Origin of the sequence: Kitasatospora sp. NPDC059577 (assembly GCF_042735475.1) — a bacterium.
Taxonomy (GTDB): domain Bacteria; phylum Actinomycetota; class Actinomycetes; order Streptomycetales; family Streptomycetaceae; genus Kitasatospora.
The window spans coordinates 8,313-29,494 of sequence record NZ_JBHWBZ010000023.1 but is presented as its reverse complement, the minus strand read 5'-3'; the positions used below and the strand labels follow the sequence as shown (position 1 = coordinate 29,494).

Annotated in this window: 16 protein-coding genes and 1 pseudogene; 10 read left to right on the top strand and 7 right to left on the bottom strand. The window is 74.0% G+C overall.

The window, feature by feature from the left end:
- The first annotated feature begins 93 nt into the window (after window positions 1–93).
- Complete coding sequence (locus ACFV0O_RS19615) at window positions 94–1,629, top strand: glycosyltransferase family 39 protein (RefSeq protein ID WP_380343195.1); 1,536 nt, start codon at window positions 94–96, stop codon at window positions 1,627–1,629.
- Window positions 1,630–1,807: 178 nt separating this feature from the next.
- Here the strand turns inward: ACFV0O_RS19615 and ACFV0O_RS19610 are convergent, their stop codons facing one another.
- The gene (locus ACFV0O_RS19610; protein WP_380343193.1) at window positions 1,808–4,294 is read right to left on the bottom strand and encodes a hypothetical protein; all 2,487 of its coding nucleotides are present in this window, start codon (window positions 4,292–4,294) and stop codon (window positions 1,808–1,810) included.
- Between the two features lie 298 nt (window positions 4,295–4,592).
- Between ACFV0O_RS19610 and ACFV0O_RS19605 the strand changes: the two genes are divergently transcribed.
- The 3 genes from ACFV0O_RS19605 (at window position 4,593) to ACFV0O_RS19595 (ending at window position 7,053) form a co-directional block, all read left to right on the top strand.
- Window positions 4,593–5,345 carry a GPP34 family phosphoprotein gene (locus tag ACFV0O_RS19605; RefSeq protein WP_380343190.1) on the top strand — a complete coding sequence of 251 codons (753 nt, stop codon included), beginning with the start codon at window positions 4,593–4,595 and terminating at the stop codon, window positions 5,343–5,345.
- 632 nt (window positions 5,346–5,977) lie between these two features.
- On the top strand, window positions 5,978–6,841 hold the full coding sequence (locus ACFV0O_RS19600; RefSeq protein WP_380343187.1) for a helix-turn-helix domain-containing protein: 864 nt from the start codon (window positions 5,978–5,980) through the stop codon (window positions 6,839–6,841).
- On the top strand, window positions 6,838–7,053 hold the full coding sequence (locus tag ACFV0O_RS19595) for a DUF397 domain-containing protein (RefSeq protein WP_380343184.1): 216 nt from the start codon (window positions 6,838–6,840) through the stop codon (window positions 7,051–7,053). Before ACFV0O_RS19600 ends, ACFV0O_RS19595 begins: the two co-directional genes overlap by 4 nt.
- 148 nt (window positions 7,054–7,201) lie before the next feature.
- Here ACFV0O_RS19595 and ACFV0O_RS19590 read toward each other — a convergent pair whose 3' ends face one another.
- Window positions 7,202–8,317 carry an ADP-ribosylglycohydrolase family protein gene (locus ACFV0O_RS19590; protein WP_380343181.1) on the bottom strand — a complete coding sequence of 372 codons (1,116 nt, stop codon included), beginning with the start codon at window positions 8,315–8,317 and terminating at the stop codon, window positions 7,202–7,204.
- 212 nt (window positions 8,318–8,529) lie between these two features.
- Entirely contained in the window at window positions 8,530–11,151 is a 2,622-nt protein-coding gene (locus ACFV0O_RS19585; RefSeq protein WP_380343178.1) for a bifunctional FO biosynthesis protein CofGH, read from the bottom strand.
- A 181-nt stretch (window positions 11,152–11,332) separates the two neighbouring features.
- Here ACFV0O_RS19585 and ACFV0O_RS19580 point away from each other — a divergent pair, with 181 nt between their 5' ends.
- From ACFV0O_RS19580 to ACFV0O_RS19570, 3 genes are read left to right on the top strand one after another with little or no spacing between them, the layout of a single operon-like run.
- On the top strand, window positions 11,333–12,565 hold the full coding sequence (locus ACFV0O_RS19580) for an outer membrane lipoprotein carrier protein LolA (protein WP_380343175.1): 1,233 nt from the start codon (window positions 11,333–11,335) through the stop codon (window positions 12,563–12,565).
- A gap of 3 nt (window positions 12,566–12,568) precedes the next feature.
- A complete protein-coding gene (locus ACFV0O_RS19575; protein WP_380343172.1) occupies window positions 12,569–13,690 on the top strand; it encodes an ABC transporter ATP-binding protein in 1,122 nt (373 codons plus the stop codon).
- On the top strand, window positions 13,677–14,552 hold the full coding sequence (locus ACFV0O_RS19570; protein WP_380343170.1) for an ABC transporter permease: 876 nt from the start codon (window positions 13,677–13,679) through the stop codon (window positions 14,550–14,552). Before ACFV0O_RS19575 ends, ACFV0O_RS19570 begins: the two co-directional genes overlap by 14 nt.
- A 57-nt stretch (window positions 14,553–14,609) precedes the next feature.
- On the opposite strand, the gene rarD is transcribed toward ACFV0O_RS19570, so the two are convergent.
- Entirely contained in the window at window positions 14,610–15,587 is a 978-nt protein-coding gene (rarD, locus tag ACFV0O_RS19565; protein ID WP_380343167.1) for an EamA family transporter RarD, read from the bottom strand.
- 191 nt (window positions 15,588–15,778) lie between these two features.
- Complete coding sequence (locus ACFV0O_RS19560; protein WP_380343164.1) at window positions 15,779–16,624, bottom strand: SDR family oxidoreductase; 846 nt, start codon at window positions 16,622–16,624, stop codon at window positions 15,779–15,781.
- Window positions 16,625–16,776: 152 nt separating this feature from the next.
- On the opposite strand from ACFV0O_RS19560, the gene ACFV0O_RS19555 reads away from it, so the two are divergent.
- On the top strand, window positions 16,777–17,172 hold the full coding sequence (locus ACFV0O_RS19555) for a winged helix-turn-helix transcriptional regulator (RefSeq protein ID WP_380343161.1): 396 nt from the start codon (window positions 16,777–16,779) through the stop codon (window positions 17,170–17,172).
- 74 nt (window positions 17,173–17,246) lie between these two features.
- On the opposite strand, the gene ACFV0O_RS19550 is transcribed toward ACFV0O_RS19555, so the two are convergent.
- On the bottom strand, window positions 17,247–18,014 hold the full coding sequence (locus ACFV0O_RS19550; RefSeq protein ID WP_380343159.1) for a TetR/AcrR family transcriptional regulator: 768 nt from the start codon (window positions 18,012–18,014) through the stop codon (window positions 17,247–17,249).
- 63 nt (window positions 18,015–18,077) lie between these two features.
- On the opposite strand from ACFV0O_RS19550, the gene ACFV0O_RS19545 reads away from it, so the two are divergent.
- Window positions 18,078–18,272, top strand: a complete 195-nt coding sequence (locus ACFV0O_RS19545; protein ID WP_380343157.1) for a DUF6011 domain-containing protein — start codon at window positions 18,078–18,080, stop codon at window positions 18,270–18,272.
- 160 nt (window positions 18,273–18,432) lie between these two features.
- Here ACFV0O_RS19545 and ACFV0O_RS19540 read toward each other — a convergent pair whose 3' ends face one another.
- On the bottom strand, window positions 18,433–20,373 hold the full coding sequence (locus tag ACFV0O_RS19540; protein ID WP_380343154.1) for a hypothetical protein: 1,941 nt from the start codon (window positions 20,371–20,373) through the stop codon (window positions 18,433–18,435).
- A gap of 157 nt (window positions 20,374–20,530) precedes the next feature.
- Here ACFV0O_RS19540 and ACFV0O_RS19535 point away from each other — a divergent pair.
- Window positions 20,531–21,072: pseudogene (locus ACFV0O_RS19535) on the top strand (chitinase); the annotation flags it as partial.
- Window positions 21,073–21,182 lie beyond the last annotated feature (110 nt).

Genomic DNA, 21,182 nt, shown 5'->3' with positions numbered 1-21,182 from the left:
ACGGGTGCCGACGGGGTGTCAGGGCGGGTCAAGTAGCCTGCCGGGAGGTGCCCGGTCCGCCCGGCACGCCGCGTGAAGGAGACGAAGGACCCGATGAGACCTGCTGTGCGCCCGGTCGTCCGACTGCTGGGGCAGGTGTGGTTGTGGCCCGCGCTGGTGATGCTGGCGGTGGGCGGGTACCGGCTGGGGACGCCGGACCTGTGGCGGGACGAGATAGCGACCTCGACGGTGGCCACCCGCTCGCTGGGCGACCTGCTGCGGCTGCTCCAGCACATCGACGCCAGCAACGGCGCGTACTACCTGCTGATGCACGGCTGGACGGCGGTCTTCGGCGACTCGACGGTGGCGCTGCGGATTCCGTCGGTGCTGGCCATGGCGGGCGCCGCCGCCTTCGTGGCGCTGACCGCACGGCGGCTGTTCGGCGGGCGGGTCGCCGCGGTCGGCGCCGGCCTGCTGTTCACGGTGCCGCCCCTGGTCTCCCGGTACGCCCAGGAGGCGCGCTCGTACGCGCTGGTGACCTGTGCGATCGCGGCCGCCACCTACTTCCTGCTGCGGGCGCTGGAGCGGCCGACGTGGCGGCGCTGGGCGCCGTACTGCGTGGCCATGGCCGTGGCCGGCGCGGGCCACCTGATCTCCTTCAGCACGCTGGCCGGGCAGGCCGCCCTGGTCGCGCTGCACCTGTGGCGCACCCGGGAGGCCCCGGACCGGCGGCTGCGGTGGCAGTACCCGCTGGCGGTCGCGGTCGCCGCGCTGCCCGTGCTGCCGGTGGTGCTGCTCGGCAGCAGCCAGTCGGACCGGCAGCTGGGCTGGATCACCACGCCGTCCCTCAGCCGCCTGGCCAACTTCGGCGAGCACCTGTTCGGCTCGGGACCGGTGTTCTACGTCTTCGTGCTGCTGGCCGTGCCGGCGCTGGCGTTGCCCGGCCGGCGGCTGCAGGCCTGGCAGGTGCTGCTGCTGGCCGAGCTGCCGGTGGTGAGCGTCTGGCTGGTGTCCCGCCTGGGCGGCACCTCGTACTTCATCGACCGGTACCTGCTGTTCACGGTGCCCGCCTGGGCGGTGCTGGCCGGCGGCGGGGTCGGGGCGGCGTACGGCGCGCTGGTGGCCCGCGCGCGCCGCGTCCCGGAGCCTCGGAGGGCCGTCGCGGCGGCCGGGCTGCTGGCGGTGGGGCTGCTCGCCGTTCCGGCCGTGGCGGCGTTGCCCGAGCAGCCCGCGGTGCGGTACGTCGGCTCGCACAACGGCTCGGAGGAGCCGTTCAAGGCGGCCGCCCGAACGATCGCCGCCGGTTACCGCTCCGGGGACGGGATGGCGGCCCCGCTGGGCAACCAGTCGTGGGCGATGGTCTGGCCGGGCGTCAGCCACTACCTGCCGTCGGACGTGCACCTGTACCCGGTGTTCGTCGCGCAGAGCGCCGACGACGCGGAGGACCTGTCGCCGACGGCCTGTGCGAAGCCCGAGGCGTGCCTGGGCCCGGTGTCCCGGATCTGGCTGCTGGTCCTCGGCGACACCTCCGACCCGCTGGGCACCATGCCGACGGACCAGGCGCAGGTGCTCCGCACCCAGTACGGGGACCCGGACGAGGTGACCCCGCTCGGCGGGTTCACGCTCGCGCTGCTCGACCGCGACACGTAGGCCCGGCGCGGGACCGCGCGTCCGGCGCCGGGGTGGGGAACGAACGACGAAGGGGAGCCGGTGCGGACCGGCTCCCCTTCGTCGTTCAGCAGTTGAGCAGTTCAGCGGTTCAGCGGTTCCAGCAGTTCAGCGGTTCGGCTGTCCCGGCTGTCCCGGCTGTCCCGGCCGCCTCGACGGCTCACAGCGTGCGCAGCAGTCGGGACTGGATGGACGCCGGGTTGAGGTCGGCCTGGAGGGCCACCGGGACCTCCGCCTTGTTGTCGCCGGCGCCCACCCGCAGCACGCCGACCTCCTTGCCGGCCTTCTCGGTGTGGCCGATCTTCGACGCGTCCAGGGTGACCGTGCCGGAGATGCCCGGGAAGCCCGCCACCACCAGGTCCTTGGTCGCGACCAGCGGGACCTTGCCGCCGAGCCCGTCGTCGACCGAGCCGACGACGTCGCCCTGCTTGACCACGGTCTGGCCGGTCACACCGTTCTGCGCGGCCTGGATCTGCTTGCCGCTGACCTTGAGCACGGTCGGCAGGATGCCGTCGTTCGCGGCGGGCGAGGTGGCCTGCTGCCCCAGGGTGACGCCGAGGATCAGCCGCTTCACGCCGCCGATCTCCTTGTAGGCGGCCCACATCAGGCAGCCGCCGGCCGGGGTGCTGGAGCCGGTCTTGACGCCGATCACCCCGGTCTTCGGGTTGATCAGGTTGTTGGTGTTGGGGATCCGCGCGTTGTTGAAGTTGGTCTCCGGGGTGGAGACGATCTGGCGGAAGATCTCGTCCTGCATGACCTGCTCGGCCAGCTTCAGCTGGTCCTTGGCGGTGGACTTGGTGTCCGCGTTGTAGCCCGCCGGGTCCGCGTAGATGGTGTTGGTCATGCCGAACTTGGCCGCGGTGTCGTTCATCAGCTTGACGAACGCGTCCTCGGAGCCGGAGTGGAAGCGGGCGAGCAGCCGGGCCACGTTGTTGGCCGACGGCAGCATCAGCAGCTCCAGCGCCTGGTACTCGGTGAGCACCTGGTTCTCGGTGAGCGTCACCTTGGACTCGTCGACGTTGCCGGACTCCTGCGCGGCCTGCTTGTCGACGACGATCTTCGGGCCGCTCTCCCCCTTCTTCAGCGGGAACTTCTGCAGGATCAGGTAGGCGTTCATCACCTTGGTGACGCTGGCGATCGAGGCCGGCGTCTCCTGGCCCGAGCTTCCGAGGCTGCCGACGCCGACCACCTCGGCCGCGGACTGGCCCTTGGCCGGCCAGGCGAGGTCCAACTGGTCACCGGAGAAGCTGTAGCTGCCCGTGGCGGTCATCTTCACCTTGGCGTCCGGCAGCGGACGCAGCAGCTGGGCCACCACGGCCACGCCGAGCACCACGGCGAGGAAGACGGTCCAGATGGTCGCCCGCTTGAGGGCGCGGCGCAGCGGCGAGACCGGACGGGCGTTGAGGGAGGCCAGGACCTCCATCGCCTCCGCGGTGGTCTCGGGCGAGGGCAGCGGCACCGGAGCGGGCAGCGGCTCGGGCTTCGGCAGCGGCGGGACCGGCGGCACCGGCCGCGGGTCGGGATCGGGCAGCGGCTTCGGGGGCGGCACGGGGACCGGCACGGGCTTGGGAGCCGGCTTCGGCTCCGGCTTCGGCTCCGGTTCCGGCGACGGCTCGGGCTCCGGGACGGGCCGGGGCTTCGGCTCGGGCACGGTGCCGGCCGACGCGGCGGCGGTGCGCGGCGGCGCGGGCTTCTCCGGCTTCTCGGCCTGCCCCGACTTCTGACCGGGCTGCCCGGTCTCGGTCAGCGCGACGGGGGAGGCGTCGTCGGCGGAGGCGTCCTCGGAGGAGGTGCCCTCGTCGGGGGCGTCGTCGGTGCCCTCGGTGTCCTGGGCGCTCGCAGCCTTCTCGGGCTTCTCGGCCTTCGCCGCCTTCTCGGGCCCGGCGGACTTCTCGTCCTGGCCCTTCGCGGTGGTGGGAGCGGCCTCGGCGGCTTCGGTCGCTGCCCCGGCAGCCGCGGTCCCGCCAGCCTCGGCCTCGGCAGCCTCGGTCCCGGCTTCGGCGGGCTCGACCGCCTTCGCCGGCGCCTTGGTGTCCGCCTTGGCGTCAGTCTTCTCCGGCGCCCGGTCCGCCGTCTCCTCCGCCCCCGCCGCAGCGGTCCGCATGGCGAGACGCGGGTCGGCGGCGGGCGGGCGCTCGGCGGGCTCCTTCGCCGAGGCGGCGGCCGGAGCGGCCTTCCCCTTCTCCCCGTCACCACCGGAACTCGGCTTGCCCGCGGGCTTCACCAGCTCTTCGGGCAGCCGCAGCGCGGTGGTCTTGTTGTCCACCGGCAGTCGCAGCATCGTCGTCTTGCTGTCCACATCCCGGACGCGGAGCTGTACGGTCGAGCCGCCCTTGGCCCCCGTCGCCGGAACCTCGTCCGGCGCCTTCGCGGCGCCCTCGGCGGACGACTCCGAGGACGGCTTCGCGGACGCCTTCGGGGGCGTCTTCGCGGGCGTCTTCGGGGACGCCTCCCCGGAGGTCTCCGCAGCGCTGTCCGAGGAGCCGCCCGGGGAGTTCCCGGCTGACGCCCCGGCAGCAGCCGGGCCGGAGCCGCCCCCGGCGGACCCGGCGGACCCGGCGGCATCGGCCGCCGCACCGGTCCGTTCGCGTTCGCGGTCCTGCTCCCGCCCGCCGTCCCTCAGCACCCTGTCGGGGGACTCGCCCACGTATCCCAGCCTCCTCAACGCCCGGCGGGGCACCGGCGAACCCGATTTCGGGAAGCCGACGCCCCGCCCCGTGTACCTGTACAGTCTCCGCCACCGGCGGCCGTTCCCACCGCGCACACCCCGCCCGACCGGCCCGTATTGCCATCGCCCGGCCGCACCGCGGTCCGTTCACCGATCAGACGCCGGGCCCGCGGCCCCCGGTTCCGCGCCTTCACCGCAAGGTCACGATTCGGAGGCGTACTCGACAAGCCCGTGTGAGAGGCGTCACCCTGTCTCTCATCCACGCGGGGAGGCTTGGATGGGCAAGAGCCGCAGAACTGTTCCCGAGGAACTCTTGCTGCTCGCTTTGGACCCGACCACGGGTACCACGGCGCAGCCGCAGACCCTCGACCTCGGACTCGCCGGGGCCCAGCTCGTCGAGCTGTCCCTGGCCGGACGGATCGTACCGGAGGGAGACCGGATCGCTGTCGTGCTCGCACGGCCGACCGGTGACCCGACCCTTGACCACGCACTGGAACTGCTGCGCCGACGCGGCAGTCCGGTTCGCGCGGCGCACTGGATCGGCGGACCGCGGCTCGGGCTGCGGCAGACCTATCTGGCGCACCTGGAGCGCTGCGGCATGGTGACCGCCGTGGCGGGCCAGGTGTGCGGGGTGCTGCCGACGACCCGGTACCAGGCGTCCGACGACTGCACCAACGCCGCGATCAAGCAGCGGCTGGACACCGCGATCCGCACCGGCGTGCCGCCGGACCCGCGGACCGCGGCGCTCGCCGCGCTCGCTCACTCGGTGGGTCTGGGCAAGCACCTGTACCCGGGCAACGAGGGCCGGTCCTCGCGGTCGCGGCTGCGCGACCTGATCCGGTACGACCCGCTCGGCGGGATGGTCGCGCACGCCGTGATGGACGTGCAGAACGGCCTGCCGACGCAGCAGAACCGTTCCCCCCAGGGCCCCGGCCCCGGGTCCGCCCCTGCCACCGGCCGCTCCGGCGCCCGTACTGCGGGCCGGGGTTCGGGCGGGCGGGTCCCCGCTTCCCGGGTCGGCGTCCGCTGACCCGGGGACGCCGCGGCGGTCCGGTGACCGGAGCGGTCCGGCATTCGGATCCGTCCGCTGGTCCGAACGGTCCGGTGACCGGAGCGGTCCGGCCGGTCCCCGGTGGACGGGCCGGCGCACGGTACACCGTCCGACGCATCCGCGGGCACGCCTGACGGCGCGTGTCGCCCCGTCCGCGCCTCCGGGAGGCGCCGAGCGACCCGCCGCACGACCCGAACCATCGGCACCACCCGCGCCACGAGCACCACCAGCACCCACGAGCACCACCAGAGGCAGCACCGAGGGGCGGTCGCCCCGCGACGCAAGTCGCCCGGCGACCGCCCCTCTTGCCGTCCCCGGAGGCCCGCAGCGGTCCGCTCCCACCCGTGCCAGGGGCATGTGCGGGGGCGGCCCCGAGGGGCGTCCGCCGTACTACCCGTCCGAGTCGTCCAGCCGCATTACCACCTGGGGGCTTTCGCTGTCTCGCGGAAGCACTTTTCCGATGATCTGTTCTACCGCGCTGCTGTGATTCCCCGGCGCCGACCTGGCCCAAGGTGACATGCTGCTCCAAGTCAGGGGGGTTGGTCCCAATGTCCGAAGTGTTCCGAGGACTGCCGTTCCAACGATCACGAGAGGTCCGGCCGGAGGTCGAAGTGTCCGCCAACGTCAATCCCACCGTCCGCCGCCGACGCCTCGGCTCCGAACTGCGCAAACTCCGCGAGGGCCTCGGCATGACGGCGGAGGAGGTCGCCGGCCGGCTGATGGTCTCCCAGTCGAAGATCAGTCGCCTGGAGAACGGCCGCCGCAGCATCAGCCAGCGCGACGTGCGCGACCTCTGCGACGTGTACAAGGTGGCCGACGACCAGATGCGTGCCAGCCTGATGGAGATGGCCAAGGAGTCCCGCCAGCGCGGCTGGTGGCACGACTTCAACGACATGCCGACCCCGTACAGCGTCTACATCGGGCTCGAAGCCGAGGCCTCCTCGATCCGCGCGTACGAGTCCTCCTTCGTCCCGGGCCTGCTGCAGACCGAGCAGTACGCCCAGGCCGTGGTCGAGGGCACCCAGCCGGACACCGACGCGAACGCCGTGCAGCGCCGGGTGCAGGTCCGGATGAAGCGTCAGGAGCGCGTCCACGGCGAGAACCGGCTGGGCAGCCTGTGGACCGTCATAGACGAGGCGGTGCTGCGCCGAGAGGTCGGCAGCAAGGGGGTGATGGCCCGGCAGCTGCAGCAGATGCTGGAGCTCAGCCTGCGCCCGAACATCACCATCCAGGTGATCCCGTTCTCGCACGGCGCGCATCCCGGCATGACCGGGACATTCTCCCTGCTGGAGTTCCCGGAGTCAGCCGATTCCACGGTTGTCTACTTCGAAGGTGTGACGAGCGATCTCTACCTGGAGAAGGAGGCTGATGTGCGCCGCTATACCGGTCTGTACGACTACCTGAGGGCGGCCGCACTCGGTGTCGCGGAGAGCCGGTCGCTGATAGCCGACATCGAAAAGGAATTCCACGAATGATCACCCCGCCCGAGCACGGAACCCGATGGCGCAAGAGCAGTCACAGCGGCGGCCAAGGCGCCTGTGTGGAGATCGCCCTCCCCGGCGCGGGGGAGGTGGCGGTCCGGGACTCCAAGGATCCCCGGGGACCCCACCTCCGCTTCTCGACCGAGGCCTGGAACGCCTTCGCCTCGGCAGCGGCGGCAGGCGGCTTCGGCGAGCTCCCGGGCTGACCAGCCCGAGCGGTTCCGTACCCGGACCGGTTGCCCGTAGCGGTGTCCGTCGCCCTCGGCGGCCGTCGGCGCTACGGGCAACTGCCGTTCCAGGGGGCGACCCCCGGGCCGGACACGGCCTGGCGGTCGGGCCGGCCCGGGCGGTGCCTCAGTCCGTCACCGGGTAGCGGGCGCACCAGCCGGAGCCCTCCGCCGTCCGCCGGTCGTGCAGCTCGGCGCCGTGCATCAGTTCCAGCACGAAGTCGTCGGCGAGTTCGAGGATCGCGGCGCGCCCCTCGACTCCCGCCACCAGGCCCGGCGGCAGCGCGGTGTCCCCGTGCAGCACGCCGAGCAGGTTGCCGCAGATCGCCCCGGTGGAGTCGCTGTCCCCGGAGTGGTTGACGGCGAGCAGCAGGCCGGAGCGGACGTCGTGGGCGACCAGCGCGCAGTAGACCGCGATCGCCAGCGCCTCCTCGGCGACCCAGCCCTCCCCCAGCGCCTCGACCCGCTCCGCGGAGGGCTCGCCGGCCCGTACGGCGTCCAGCGCGGCCCGCAGCGCGGCGGTGGTCTCCTCGTGCCCCTGCCGCTCGGAGAGCAGGGCGAGCGCGAGGTGGACGCCCTCCTCCAGGGTGCCGCCGCGGGCCACCGACTGGATGACCACCGCGAACGCGCCCGCCGCGAGGTAGCCGGTGGGGTGGCCGTGGGTGAGCACCGAGCACTCGACGGCGAGCTGGAACACCAGGCCCGGCTCCCAGGTGGTGAGCAGCCCGAACGGCGCCGCCCGCACCACCGTGCCGCAGGCCTTGGAGTGCGGGTTCTTGGGCCGGTCGAGGGTACCGAGCCGCTCGGCGTCGGGCCCGGTGAGGCCGGACAGGCAGCCCTGGCCGGGGGCGCGCTGGGCGTACAGCCACTCCTCGCGGCCGAGCCAGCCGAGGTCGGGGCGGCGCTCGTCCGGGCCCCAGTCGCGCTGGGTGGCGGCCCAGCGCAGGTAGGCCAGGTGCAGGTCGGTGGGCGGGTGCCAGCTGCCGGTGTCGCGCCGGATGTGGGCGCGGATGAGTCCGTCGACGGTGAACAGGCTGAGCTGGGTGTCGTCGGTGACGGCGCCGGTGCGCCCGTACGCGGGGACGTAGCCGGTGACGCCCTGCGGGCCGTACTGGGCCCTGATCTTCTCCAGCGCCTCGAACTCGACACCGGCGCCGAGCGCGTCACCGATGGCCCCGCCGAGCAGGCAGCCCCGCACCCGGCTGCGGTAGTCCTGCTGCTGGGCGCGTGACCACAGTGGCATCACGACGGGGCGCCTTTCCTCGGAGCGGGGGCCGCGCACGACGCTCGGCCGGTCGCGCGCCCTCGCACTGTACTTCGACGGCCCGTACGGATCGACGGCATCCCTCGAACTGCAGTACCCGCTTCCGGCTCCCGCTCCCCGGAGCCCCCGCCCACCCCGGGCCCGGCCGCCGCGCCGGCGGCGGCCGGGAGACCACGGGATCGCCGCCGGGGTCAGTCCAGCACGGGCAGCAGCTCCGGCAGGTGCCCGTCCGAGGCCAGCGCCGCGGCCTGCCGCTCGGCCGGCACCTCGCCGTAGGTGGTGGTGCGCTGGCGGTGCGGGCGGCCCGCGGCCTCGGCGATCGCCCGGAGGTCGCGCACCGACTTGTAGCTGCCGTACGCCGAGCCGGCCATCCGCGAGATGGTCTCCTCCATCAGCGTGCCGCCCAGGTCGTTGGCGCCGGAGCGGAGCATCTCGGCCGCGCCCTCGGCGCCCAGCTTGACCCAGCTGGTCTGGATGTTGGGGATGTGCGGGTGCAGCAGCAGGCGGGCCATCGCCACCACCGCGCGGTTGTCCCGGGCGGTCGGGCCGGGCCGGGAGACGCCGGCCAGGTAGACCGGGGCGTTGGTGTGGATGAACGGCAGGGTCACGAACTCGGTGAACCCGCCGGTCCGCTGCTGGATCTGCGCGAGCAGCCGCAGGTGGCCGAGCCAGTGCGCCGGGGTGTCCACGTGCCCGTACATCATCGTGGAGGAGGAACGGATGCCCAGTTCGTGCGCGGTGGTGACCACCTCGACCCAGGTCGCGGCCGGCAGCTTGCCCTTGGTGAGCACCCAGCGGACCTCGTCGTCCAGGATCTCGGCGGCGGTGCCCGGGATGGTGTCCAGGCCGGACTCCTTGGCCCGCTGCAGCCAGTCGCGGATCGACAGCCCGGTGCGGGTCGCGCCGTTGACCACCTCCATCGGGGAGAAGGCGTGCACGTGGATGCCGGGCACCCGCTCCTTCACCGCGCGGGCGATGTCGAAGTAGGCGGTGCCGGGCAGGTCGGGGTGGATGCCGCCCTGCATGCAGACCTCGGTGGCGCCCACCTCCCAGGCCTGCGCGGCCCGGTCGGCGACCTGCTCCAGGGAGAGGGTGTAGGCGTCGGCGTCGGTGCGGCGCTGGGCGAAGGCGCAGAAGCGGCAGCCGGTGTAGCAGACGTTGGTGAAGTTGATGTTCCTGGTGACGCAGTAGGTGACGTCGTCCCCGACGGCGTCGCGGCGCACGTCGTCGGCGATCCGGCAGAGCGCGTCCAGGGCCGGGCCGTCCGCGTGGAAGAGCGCCAGGGCGTGGTCGTCGGTCAGCTTCACCGGGTCGTCGGCCGCCACCGCCAGGGCCTCCCGCAGGTCCCCGGCGAGGCGCTCGGGCGCGCCCTGCGCGAGCACCTGCTCGCGCAGCACCTCCCAGTCGCCGTACACGTCCTCGAAGTCGGCGCGTCGGTCGCCGGTGCGGCCCTCGGTGTCGATGGTGGCGTGCAGGTCGGTCCGGCCGTACGACGCCGGCAGGTCCTCCGGCTCCTGCCAGGGCAGGCCGCGGACCACCGCGTCCGGGTTCGCCAGGCCGGTCTCCGGGTCGGCCAGGGCGCGGACGTGCGGCAGCACCCGCGGGTCCAGCCAGGGCTCGCCGCGGCGCACGTACCCGGGGTAGACGGCGAGGCGCTCGCGCAGCTCGAAGCCGGCCGCCGCCGACCGCTCGGCCAGGCGCTCGATCTGCGGCCAGGGGCGCTCGGGGTTGACGTGGTCCGGGGTGACCGGGGAGACCCCGCCCCAGTCGTCGACGCCGGCCTCGATCAGCCGCTCGAACTCGCCGTCCACCAGGTTCGGCGGGGCCTGGAGGCAGGCGGCCGGGCCCATCAGGTGCCGGGCCACCGCCACGGTGGCGACCAGCTCGTCGAGTTCGGCGTCCGGCATGCCGCGCATCGCCGTGTCCGGCTTGGCGCGGAAGTTCTGCAGGATCAGCTCCTGGACGCCCTGGTAGGCGCGGGAGACCTTGCGCAGCGCGAACAGCGACTCGGCGCGCTCCCGGTACGTCTCGCCGATACCGATCAGCAGGCCGCTGGTGAACGGGACCGAGCTGCGCCCGGCGTCCTCCAGCACCCGCAGGCGGACGGCGGGTTCCTTGTCCGGGGAGCCGAAGTGCGGACCGCCGGGCTCGCTCCACAGCCGGGTGGCGGTGGTCTCCAGCATCATGCCCATCGAGGCGGAGACCGGCTTCAGCCGCTGGAAGTCCGTCCAGCTCAGCACCCCGGGGTTGAGGTGCGGCAGCAGACCGGTCTCCTCCAGGATGCGGATCGACATCGCCCGCACGTAGGCGATGGTGTCGTCGTAGCCGTGCGCGTCCAGCCACTCGCGGGCCTCGGGCCAGCGGTCCTCCGGCTTGTCGCCGAGCGTGATCAGGGCTTCCTTGCAGCCGAGTTCGGCCCCGCGCCGGGCGACCTCCAGCACCTCGTCGGGGGACATGAACATCCCCAGGCTTCGCCCGGGAGGTGCCCCCACCGTGCCCCGAGCAGCCCGGCGCAGCTTGCCGGGCACGGTGGCGAAGGTGCAGTAGTGGCACTTGTCGCGGCACAGCCGGGTGAGCGGGATGAACACGCTCTTGGAGTAGGTGATGACCCCGGGGCGGCCGGCCGCCTCCAGGCCGGCGTCGCGCAGCCGGGCGGCGCTGGAACAGAGTCCGCGCAGGTCCTCGCCCCTGGCTTGCAGCAGTACGGCGGCCTCGGTCACGTCGAGGGCGACGCCGTCCCTGGCGCGGCGCAGGGCGCGGCGCATCGCGTTCACGGTCGGGGGGTTGCTTGCGTCCGTGGCGGTTCCGTCCATGGCGCGACCCTACGCCAGCGGTGGTACTCCGGGATGAGTAACCCTGAGGCCGTATCAGGGTCGACATACCTACGAAGGCCAACCCGATCTGGCCCTGCAGGGCGATGACGGCGGCGGCGCGGCATCCTCTAATGGAAGGGCAAGGCCAAGCGCACGTGTTCGCAGAGGAGTTGAGTACGCCATGACCAATGAGACGGCGACGGGGGACGAGCTGGACGGCGGCGTGCCGTACCGCTCGCGGCGGCGCGTGCTGGTGCGCGCCGCGGTGCCGCTGGCGGTGGCCGCGGTGATCGCCGCGGGGGTCGGGCTGGTGCCCGCGCTGGCCGCCGACTCCCCGCCCGACCTGCCGACCCTGACCGCGGAACAGGTGGTCGCGAAGGCCCTCGGCTCCGAGGCCCAGAGCCTGTCCGGGACGGTCTCGGTCAGCACCGACCTCGGCCTGCCCACCCAGCTGCTGGGCGCGGCCGGCGGGATCGGCGCGGCCGCGGGCGGCCACGGCGGGGACGGCGCGAGCGCGTCGGCGGACCCGCAGGCCAAGCTGCTCGGCCTGCTCGGCGGGGACCGCACGCTGCGGGTCGCGGTGGACGGCCCGGACCACCAGCGGGTCGACATGATGGAGAACATGGCCGGCTACACCGTCGTCCGCAACGGCGACCAGGCCTGGGCCTGGGACAGCTCGACCAACAGCGCCGTGCACCTGACCGGCCGGGCCGGCGACAAGCACCCCGCGGCCCCGCTGTCCCAGCTGCCGACCACCCCGCAGGAGGCGGCCCGGCAGTTCCTGACCGCCGGCGCCGGCACCACCTCCGTCACCGTGGCCGGAACGGCCAACGTGGCCGGGCAGAAGGCCTACCAGCTGAGCGTGAAGCCGACCCAGAGCGGCTCGACCGTCGCCGAGGTCCGGATCGCGGTGGCCGCCGACAACGGCGTGCCGCTCGCGGTGGCGGTGAAGTCCACCGACGGCACCACCGTGCTGGACGTCCACTTCACCGACGTCTCCTTCGCCAAGCCGGCCGCCAAGACCTTCGACTTCGCGCTGCCCAAGGGCGCCAAGGTGACGGAGCAGAAGGCGGACGGGGCAGCGAAGGAGCACGAGGCGGCGAAGGAGCACGGGGCCGCGGCCGACACCGCCAAGGGCGGCCACGACGGCACGAACGTGATCGGCGAGGGCTGGACGGCCGTGTTCACCTCGCAGGTGCCCGGTGCCCCGGTCGCCGCGCCGAAGGGGGACGGCAAGCACGGCGGCCACGCCCCGGTGAACCCGCAGGGGCTGATGAAGTCGCTCGGCAAGCAGGTCGACGGCGGCACCCTGATCAGCACCAAGGTGCTCAACGTCCTGCTCACCGACGACGGCCGGGTCTTCGCCGGCGCGGTGACCCTGCCGGTCCTGCAGCACGCCGCCGGGGTGAACTGACGGATGACCGAGACTCCCGTAACGGGGGACGTTACGGAGTCGGCCGGGGGTTCGGGCGCCGAGTCGCGCCCGGCCCCCGTTCCCGTTCCGCCCTCCTCTTCCGCCGCCGCTCCCTCGGCCCCGGCCTCCTCCGCCTCGGCTTCCCTCGCCCGCTCCGGCTCCGCCTCCGGTTCCGCCTCCGGTTCCGACGACGTGATCAGCACCCGCGGCCTGACCAAGCGCTTCCGGGGCGGCCAGCTCGCCGTGGACGGCCTGGACCTGGCTGTGCCGCGCGGCTCCGTCTTCGGCTTCCTGGGCCCCAACGGCTCCGGCAAGACCACCACCATCCGGATGCTGATGGGCCTGATCGCCCCCACCTCGGGCGTGGCCGCCGTCCTCGGCGAGCCGATGCCACAGTCCGTGGCCACCGTGCTGCCCCGGGTGGGCGCCCTGATCGAGGGCCCCGCGCTGTACGGCTTCCTCTCCGGCCGGGACAACCTGGTCCGCTTCGACGCCGCCGACCCGACCGCCGACCCGCGCACCCGGTCGCAGCGCGTCGACGCGGCACTGGAACGGGTCGGGCTGGCCGCGGCGGCCGGCAAGAAGGCCCGCGCGTACTCGCTCGGCATGAAGCAGCGCCTGGGCCTGGCCTCCGCGCTGCTGCAGCCGCGCGAGCTGCTGGTGCTGGACGAGCCGACCAACGGGCTGGACCCGCAAGGAATGCGGGAGATCCGGGCACTGGTGCGGGAGGTCGCGGCCGAGGGCACCACGGTGTTCCTCTCCTCGCACCTGCTGGACGAGATCGAACAGGTCTGCACCCACGCGGCGGTGATGTCGCGGGGCCGGCTCGTGGTGCAGGGCACCGTCGCGGAGCTGGCCGCCCGGGCGCAGGGCCGCCTGGTGGTCCGCACCCCGGACGTGGCGCAGGCCGCCGAGGTGCTGGCCGCCCACCAGATCGCCGCCCTGGTGCCCGGGGAGGGCCGGGTGGACGGCGAGTTGGGCGACCGCGGCGACGAGGCGCTGCCCAAGCTGTGCGCGGCGCTGGTCGAGGCCGGGGTGCGGGTGCACGGCTTCGGGCTGGAGCGGGGCACGTTGGAGGACGCCTTCGTGGCGCTGACCGGGGAGGGCTTCGATGTCGCGGGCTGAGGCGCCGGCGCTGCGCACGGGCAGGAGGCCGCAGACGGCGGCCGGGTTCCTGGCGCTGTTCCGCAACGAGCTGCACCTGACCTTCCGCCGGCTGCGCACCAAGGTGCTGCTGGGGATCCTGGCGGTGCTGCCGGTCCTGATCGGGGTGATCGTCAAGCTGAACACGGACGGTCCGCACGACGGCGGCGGCGGTCCGAGCTTCATCGCGCAGACCACCCAGAACGGGCTGTTCCTGGTCTTCACCGCACTGGCGGTGGCACTGCCGGTCTTCCTGCCGATGACGGTCGGCGTGGTCGCCGGGGACTCGGTGGCGGGCGAGGCGGCCACCGGGACGCTGCGCTACCTGCTGGTCGCCCCGGCCGGGCGGACCAGGCTGCTGGCCGCCAAGTTCACCGCCGGACTGGTGTTCTGCCTGGCCGCGACGGCGGCGGTCGCGGCGGCCGCCCTGGCCACCGGCGCCGCGCTCTTCCCGCTCGGCGAGGTCACGCTGATCTCCGGGGACACCATCGGCTTCACCGACGCGCTGCTGCGCGCGGTGCTGGTGGCCGGCGTGGTCGCCGCCTCGCTGGCCGGGCTGGTGGCGATCGGTCTGTTCGTCTCCACGCTGACCGGCAGCGGCATCGCGGCGATGGCCGCCACGGTCGGCCTGGTGATCACCGTCCAGATCCTGGACGCCTTCCCGCAGTTGGACGCGATCAGGCCGTTCCTGTTCACCCACTACTGGCTCAGCTTCGCGGACCTGCTGCGCGAGCCGATGTACTGGGACGGCGTGCTGAAGGACCTCGGGCTGCAGGCCGCCTACGTCGCCGTGTTCGGCACGGCGGCCTGGTCGCGCTTCGCCAGCCGGGACATCAGCGCGTGAGGACCGTCGGCGGGTGACGGCCGTCAGCGCATGAGGACCGTCAGCGGGTGACGGCCGTCAGCGCGTGACGGTCGCCTTCGCCATGTCCACCGGTGCGGGCTGCGGCACAGCCGCGGCCCGCGCCGCACGGTCGGCCCGCACCTGGCGCAGCGCGTCCCAGGTGAGCAGCGCGAGCGCGGCCCAGACCAGGCCGAAGCCGGCCCAGCGGGCGGGCGGCATCGACTCGTGGAAGACGGCGACGCCGATCAGGAACTGGAACACCGGCGCCAGGTACTGCAGCAGTCCGAGCACCGTCAGCGGCACCCGGACGGCGGCCGCGCCGAAGAACAGCAGCGGGATCGCCGTGATCACGCCGCTCAGCATCAGCAGCCCGGAGTGGCCCCAGCCGTACGAGCCGGCCACCGTGTGCCCGAAGGTGCCGCGGCCGCTGACCTCCAGGTAGACCAGGTAGGCGAGGGCGAACGGGAACATGAAGGCGCTCTCCGCCGCCAGGCTCTCCACCCCGCTCAGCCCGACCTTCTTCTTCAGCAGGCCGTAGGTCGCGAAGGAGAGCGCCAGGGTCAGCGCGATCCACGGCAGCCGCCCGTACGCGACGGTCAGCACCGCGACGGCGAGCGCGCCGATGCCCACCGCCGTCCACTGCGCGACGCGCAGCCGTTCCTTGAGCACCAGCACGCCGAAGCCGATGGTGACCAGGGGGTTGATGAAGTAGCCGAGGCTGGTCTCGACGACGTGCCCGGCGTTGACGCCCCAGATGTAGACGCCCCAGTTGACGGAGATCACGGCGGCCGCGGCGGCCAGCATGGCGAGCCGGCGGGGCTGGCGCAGCAGCGGGCGTATCCAGCCCCAGTGGCGCTGGGCGACCAGCAGCAGGACCACCGCGACCAGGGACCAGACCATGCGGTTGGCCACGATGTCGTCGGCGGCGCCCGGCTCCAGCAGCGGCCAGAACAGGGGGAAGAGCCCCCAGATGCCGTAGGCCGCGAAGCCGTACCAGAGGCCCCGGCCGTTGTCCTGCTGGTCTGTCTGTGGCATGCCGGGTGCCCTTCCGTGCGCGTGTGGTCGAGGCGACGGTAGCGGGCGGAAGGGCGGACTGTCATCTCCGTTTCCGTATTTTGGTCATGACAGTGCTTGAATGCTGGACGTTCCCGGCATCCGGGCCGGTCGGGCGGATGGCTCATCCCCACGGTTCAGGCGTTCCCCGCGGTTCAGGCGTTCAGCACGGTTCAGGCGTTCAGCGCGGCCCGGACCGACTCGGCGAGCGGGACGGTCGGGCGGCCGATCAGCCGGGCCAGGTCGCCCGGGGTGCCGGCCAGCTCGCCGCGGGCGATCCCCGCGTCCACGTCGACCAGGGCCGCGGCGAAGCCCTCCGGCAGGCCCGCGCCGACCAGGACCGACAGGTGCTCGGCCGGGGCGACGTCCCGGTGCCCGACCGGCTTGCCGGAGGCCTTCGCCAGCTCGGCGGCCAGCTCGGGCAGGCTCCAGGCGGTGTCACCGCTCAGCTCGTACACCGCGTTCACGTCCTCGCCCAGCAGGACGGCGACGGCCGCGTCGGCGTAGTCCCGGCGCGGGGCGGTGGCGATCCGGCCCTCCCCGGCGCTGCCGAGCACCACGCCGCGGGCCACCGTGCCGGCCGCGTCGCCCAGGTAGTTCTCGGTGTACCAGCCGTTGCGCAGGAAGGCGTACGGCAGACCGGAGGCGAGGATCAGCTCCTCGGTCGCCCGGTGCTCGTCGGCCAGTCGGAAGGTGGCCGCGCCCGGCGCGCTCGTGTAGGCGAGCAGTGCGACCCCGGCGGCCGCGGCGGCGTCCACCACGGCCCGGTGCTGCGGGATCCGGCGGCCGACCTCGCTGCCCGAGATCAGCAGCACGCGGTCACCGGCGGCGAAGGCCCCGGCGAGCGTCTGCGGCTTGTCGTAGTCGACCACGCGGACGTCCACACCGCGCGCGGCCAGGTCGGCGGCCTTCTCGGCGGAGCGGACGGCGACCGCCACCTCGCTCGCGGGGACCCGGGCCAGCAGGCCCTCGACGACGAGACGGCCGAGCTGGCCGGTGGCACCGGTGACGACGTACATGGTGATGCTCCTCAGGGTTCTTCGGGATCTGCGGGTGCTCCGTCGGGATCCGGTGGGGCTGTGGCGGGATCCGGCGGGGCTCTGGCCTCGAAACTCACCCTAGAGGTGGCACTAACCTTTCGAAAGTACGCACTTCAAAGTAGGGTACTGACATGAAGGTAAGCGAGCAGTTGAGGGAGCTCCCCCCACCGAACGTCTTCGACCGGATGTGCCCCTCCCGCGGCGTGCTGGAGCACGTCACCAGCCGGTGGGGGGTCCTGGTCCTCGGCGCGCTGCGCGAGCGCGGCTACCGGTTCAGCGAGCTGCGGCGGCAGGTGTCGGGCGTCAGCGAGAAGATGCTCGCCCAGACCCTCCAGACGCTGGAGCGGGACGGCTTCGTGCTGCGCGAGGCGCACCCGGTGATCCCGCCGCGCGTCGACTACAGCCTCACCCCGCTCGGGCGGGAGGCCGCGGAACTCGTCGCCGCGCTGGCGCACTGGTCGGAGCGGCGGGTGCCGGCCGTGATCACGGCACGCGACGAGTACGACGCCCGGGCCGCCACCGCGTGAGCGGGCCGGCGGACGGGCGGGCCGGCGGGCGAGCCGCCGCCGGTGCCTGCCGGCCGCCGCTCGGGCGATGAGGTCTACCGCTGCGCGATGAGGGCTTCCAGGCCGTCCAGGACACGGGCCAGGCCGAAGGCGTAGGCGTGGTCCGGGCTGTACGCCCCGCCGTGCGCCTCGCCCGCGGCGGCGCCGACCCGGGCCGCCACCGGGTAGCGCTCGGGGTCGAAGACCCGGGCGAGCAGCCCGGCGTTGGCCGCCCACCACTGCTCGTCGGTCATCGCGCTGTCCTGCCGGGCGGCGCGCTCGTCGGCGGCCATCCGGGCGCAGGTCTGGACGAAGCCGAGCAGGTGGGTCAGCGCGGCGTCCAGCTCGACGTCGGGCAGGCCGGTGCCCTCGACGGCGCTCAGCTCGTACTCGTACTTGGCCATCAGGCCGGGGCCGAGCGGTGGGCGGCTGGTGGAGACGGCGGCGACCCAGGGGTGGGCGCGGTGCAGCGCGCGGTTGTCGTCCGCGACGGCGGTCACCCGGGCGCGCCAGCCGTCGTCGGCGGGAGTGCTGCGGGGCATCGTCGCGTAGACGGAGTCCAGCATCAGGTCGAGCAGTTCGGCCTTGCCGGGCACATAGGTGTAGAGGGCCATCGGGGACACCCCGAGTTCCTGGGCGACCCGGCGCATGGTCACCGCGTCCACGCCCTCGGCGTCCGCGAGAGCGACCGCGACGGCGGCGATCTCGGCGGTCGAGCGCGCCTGCCGGGGCCCGCGCCGGCCGGGCTTCTCCTCGGCGGTGAGCCCCCAGAGCAGGGCGAGGGTGCGCGCCGGGTCTCCTGCGCTGCTGCGGTCGGTGGCCATGGCAGCCATCGTTTCACGCATCGACCGGGGCCCGGCACGGCACTGGCCGCTACCGTCTCCCCCATGACCAGCCCTGAGCCGCTCCCCGGTACGGACACCGCGCAGACCCTCCGCCGGCGGGTCACCTGCCGCCGGTGCCACCGGCCGCTGCACGATCCGGAGTCGCGGATGCTGCGGCTGGGGCCGGAGTGCCGCGACCCGGCGGAGCGGGTCGCCCTGTTCGACGTCGACCAGGACCCGCTGCCGGGCATCGGGTAGTGGGCCGGCTTCGGCCGGCGGAACGGCTACGGCTTGGGCTTCGGCTGCGGCTGCGGCACCTCCGGTCGGCGGGACGGCTCCGACCTCCCGCTGGCTCCGGTCGGCGGGACCGCGCGGGACCGCCTCGGTCTGCGGACCGTTCGGCCCGGCGGCGGGGGCGTCAGCCGCGGCCGAGGAACCGGCCGAGGAAGCCCGGGCGGTGCGGCCCGGGGGCCGGTTCCGGCTCCGGATCGGCTTCCGGCTCGGGTTCGGGCACCGGGGCGGGCCCGGGTTCCGGCGCGCGGGTGCCGTCCTCGGCGCGGATGGCCGCCCGCGCGAGGTCGCGGTCGGCGGGCGACACCCAGGGCGCGGCGAGCACGAGTCGGCACACCGAGCGCAGGATCGTCACCACCCGCACCCGCCGGGCGTCGACGCAGTAGTGCAGCCGACGTCGGAGCTGGGCGGCGATGTCCGCGCGGGCCTCCGGGTGCGTCCAGCCGATCGCGACCAGCGCGAAACCGGCCGCCTCGGTGACCCAGTCCTCCGGTCCGAGCAGCAGGTCGAGCAGCACCCGGCGGCGGTCCGACTCCGGCCACGGCTGGTCGGTGCGGTGGTGGGCGATGCCGAGGCAGGCGAAGGCCTGGACGGCGCGCACCCACAGTTCGGGCTGGTGGGCGAGCAGGGCCCGGCCGAGTTCGTCCTCGCGCGGAAGCGGCGGGTGGACCAGGACGCCGAGCAGGTCGTCGAGCGACAGTCCGGCGAGGCGGACGGCCTCGTCGTAGGCGGCCGGGACGGTCGGCCAGACGATGCCGACGACGGCGCGGACGAGTTCGGCGCTCTCCGGCGCGGGCGGGGCGACGGCGGGTCCGGGGTCGGTGCCGTCGGTGCCGCCCCAGGTCCAGACCCGGGTGGCGGTCGCGGTGAGCGGCCGCCGGGGGTCGGGTTCGTCGACGGACCGGTAGGCGACGGTGCAGCGCGGCAGGGCCAGGTGGAGGGCCAGTTGCGAGCTGGGCGGTTCGAGGGTGGAGACCTCGCAGTCGACCGCGGTGTCGGGACCGGTGTCGGGTGCCGCGAGGACCTGGTGCAGCAGGTTGACGGTGGCCTCGGACGTGCCGGGGACCATGCCGAGCCAGGGCTCCCGGTGGCTCAGCCGCGCCAGGAGGTCCGGCGCGTACTCGTGGTCGGGGTGGTCGCGGTGGTGGTCGGCGAGGCCGAGCAGGTGCACCGGGTCGCCGTCCAGGGCGTGGCGCAGCCCGTACCGGGCCGGGGCCGCCTTGGGGTGGTCGGGCTCGGTGGCGAGCACCCGGTCCAGCCAGGGCAGGCCCTCGGCGGGGCGGCCGAGGACGCCGTACAGCTCGGCGACGTCGACGGCGAGGTAGCTGCTGGAGTTGTCCCGGTCCGGCGTGACCCTGGCCAGTTCGGCCTCCCAGACGGCGAGCGCCCGCTCGGGGTGGCCGTCGGCGCGCAGGGCGTTGCCGAGCATCACGGCGGGCAGGTAGCCGGGGGCCGCGCGGTGGGCCCGCTCGGCGAGTTCGACGGCGTGGGCGGTGGCGCCGAGGCGACGGGTCAGCCCGGAGGCCATCGCCAGCAGCAGCGTGTGCTCGTCGTGGCGGTCCAGCACGGCCAGGACGAAGGCGTCGAAGGGCCTGACGGCTTCGGCGAGTTCTGCGGGGAGCGGGTCGGGCAGCGCGGCGGCCGCGCGGGCCGCCGCCTGGGCGACGGCGTCCGGGTCGACCAGGCCCGGCAGGTCCTCGCGGGCCAGCCAGGCGGTGTGCGCCCAGGGGCGGGCCGGCTCGTGCTGGATGGCGGAGGCGAGCAGGCCGACGGCGGTGTCCCAGTCCCCGGCGGCGGCCTCCACGTGGGCGCGGCAGACGACCGTGCCGAGGTACACCTCCCCGTCCAGCGGGAACAGCTCGCGGGCGGCCGCCGGGCCGCCGGCAGCGGCGCACAACTCCGCCAGGGCTTCGTGCAGTTCGGGCAGCTGGGGGTCGGCGAGGATGGCGTCGGAGAGGTGGTCGGCGGCGTGGTCGAGCTCGCCCGAGTCGATCGCCAGCCGGGCGACGGCGACCTCGCCCTCGGCCGCCAGCCGCTCGTCGCCCTCGTCGTCGGTGTGACCGCCCATGCCCTGCCCCCCGGGTTGCGTCGTCTCGCTCCGGAGGAGGCTATCCGGTGCGGGCGGTGGTGCCGCGACCAGCTCGCCAGAGGTGTGCGTCCAACTCCTCGATCGGATACGCCTCTTACGAGTGGTTCGGACCTCCAGGAGGTTCAACCCGCAGGGCAACGCCCAGAGCGCCTACCCGAAGTTCACCACCACCGACGACGACGCCACCCGCGAGCGCGAGGCTGCGGCCTTCCTCGCCGACGTCAGCCACGAGACCGGTGGCCTGAAGTACGTCGTCGAGCAGAACACCGCCGACCACCCGCACTACTGCGACGCGTCACAGCCGTACGGCTGCCCGGCCGGCCGGTCCGCGTACTACGGCCGCGGGCCGCTGCAGCTGAGCTGGAACTTCGACTGCGAGGCCGCCGGCGACGCCCTGCACATCGACCTGCTGCACGACCCCTACCTCGCCGAGAGGACCCGGCCGTCTCCTGGAAGACCGTCCTCTGGTTCTGGAACAGCCGGAACGGCGCCGGACGGACGACCCCGCACGACGCGATCGTCAGCAACAAGGGCTTCGGCGAAACCATCCGCAGCATCAACGGCGCCCTGGAGTGCGACGGCAAGAACCCCGACGAGCACAACGACCGCATCGACCTCGACAAGACGTTCGTCGGCGTACTGAAGACGGACGTCGGCGGCGGCACCATCTCCTGCTGACGGCCCGATCGAGGGGAGTGGGGTGAGGGGGGCGGGGCCGCGGCTCCGCCCACCGCCCGCGCGACCCGCGCCCCACCGCGCCCCCCCGCGCGGGGCGCGCGCCCCGGCGG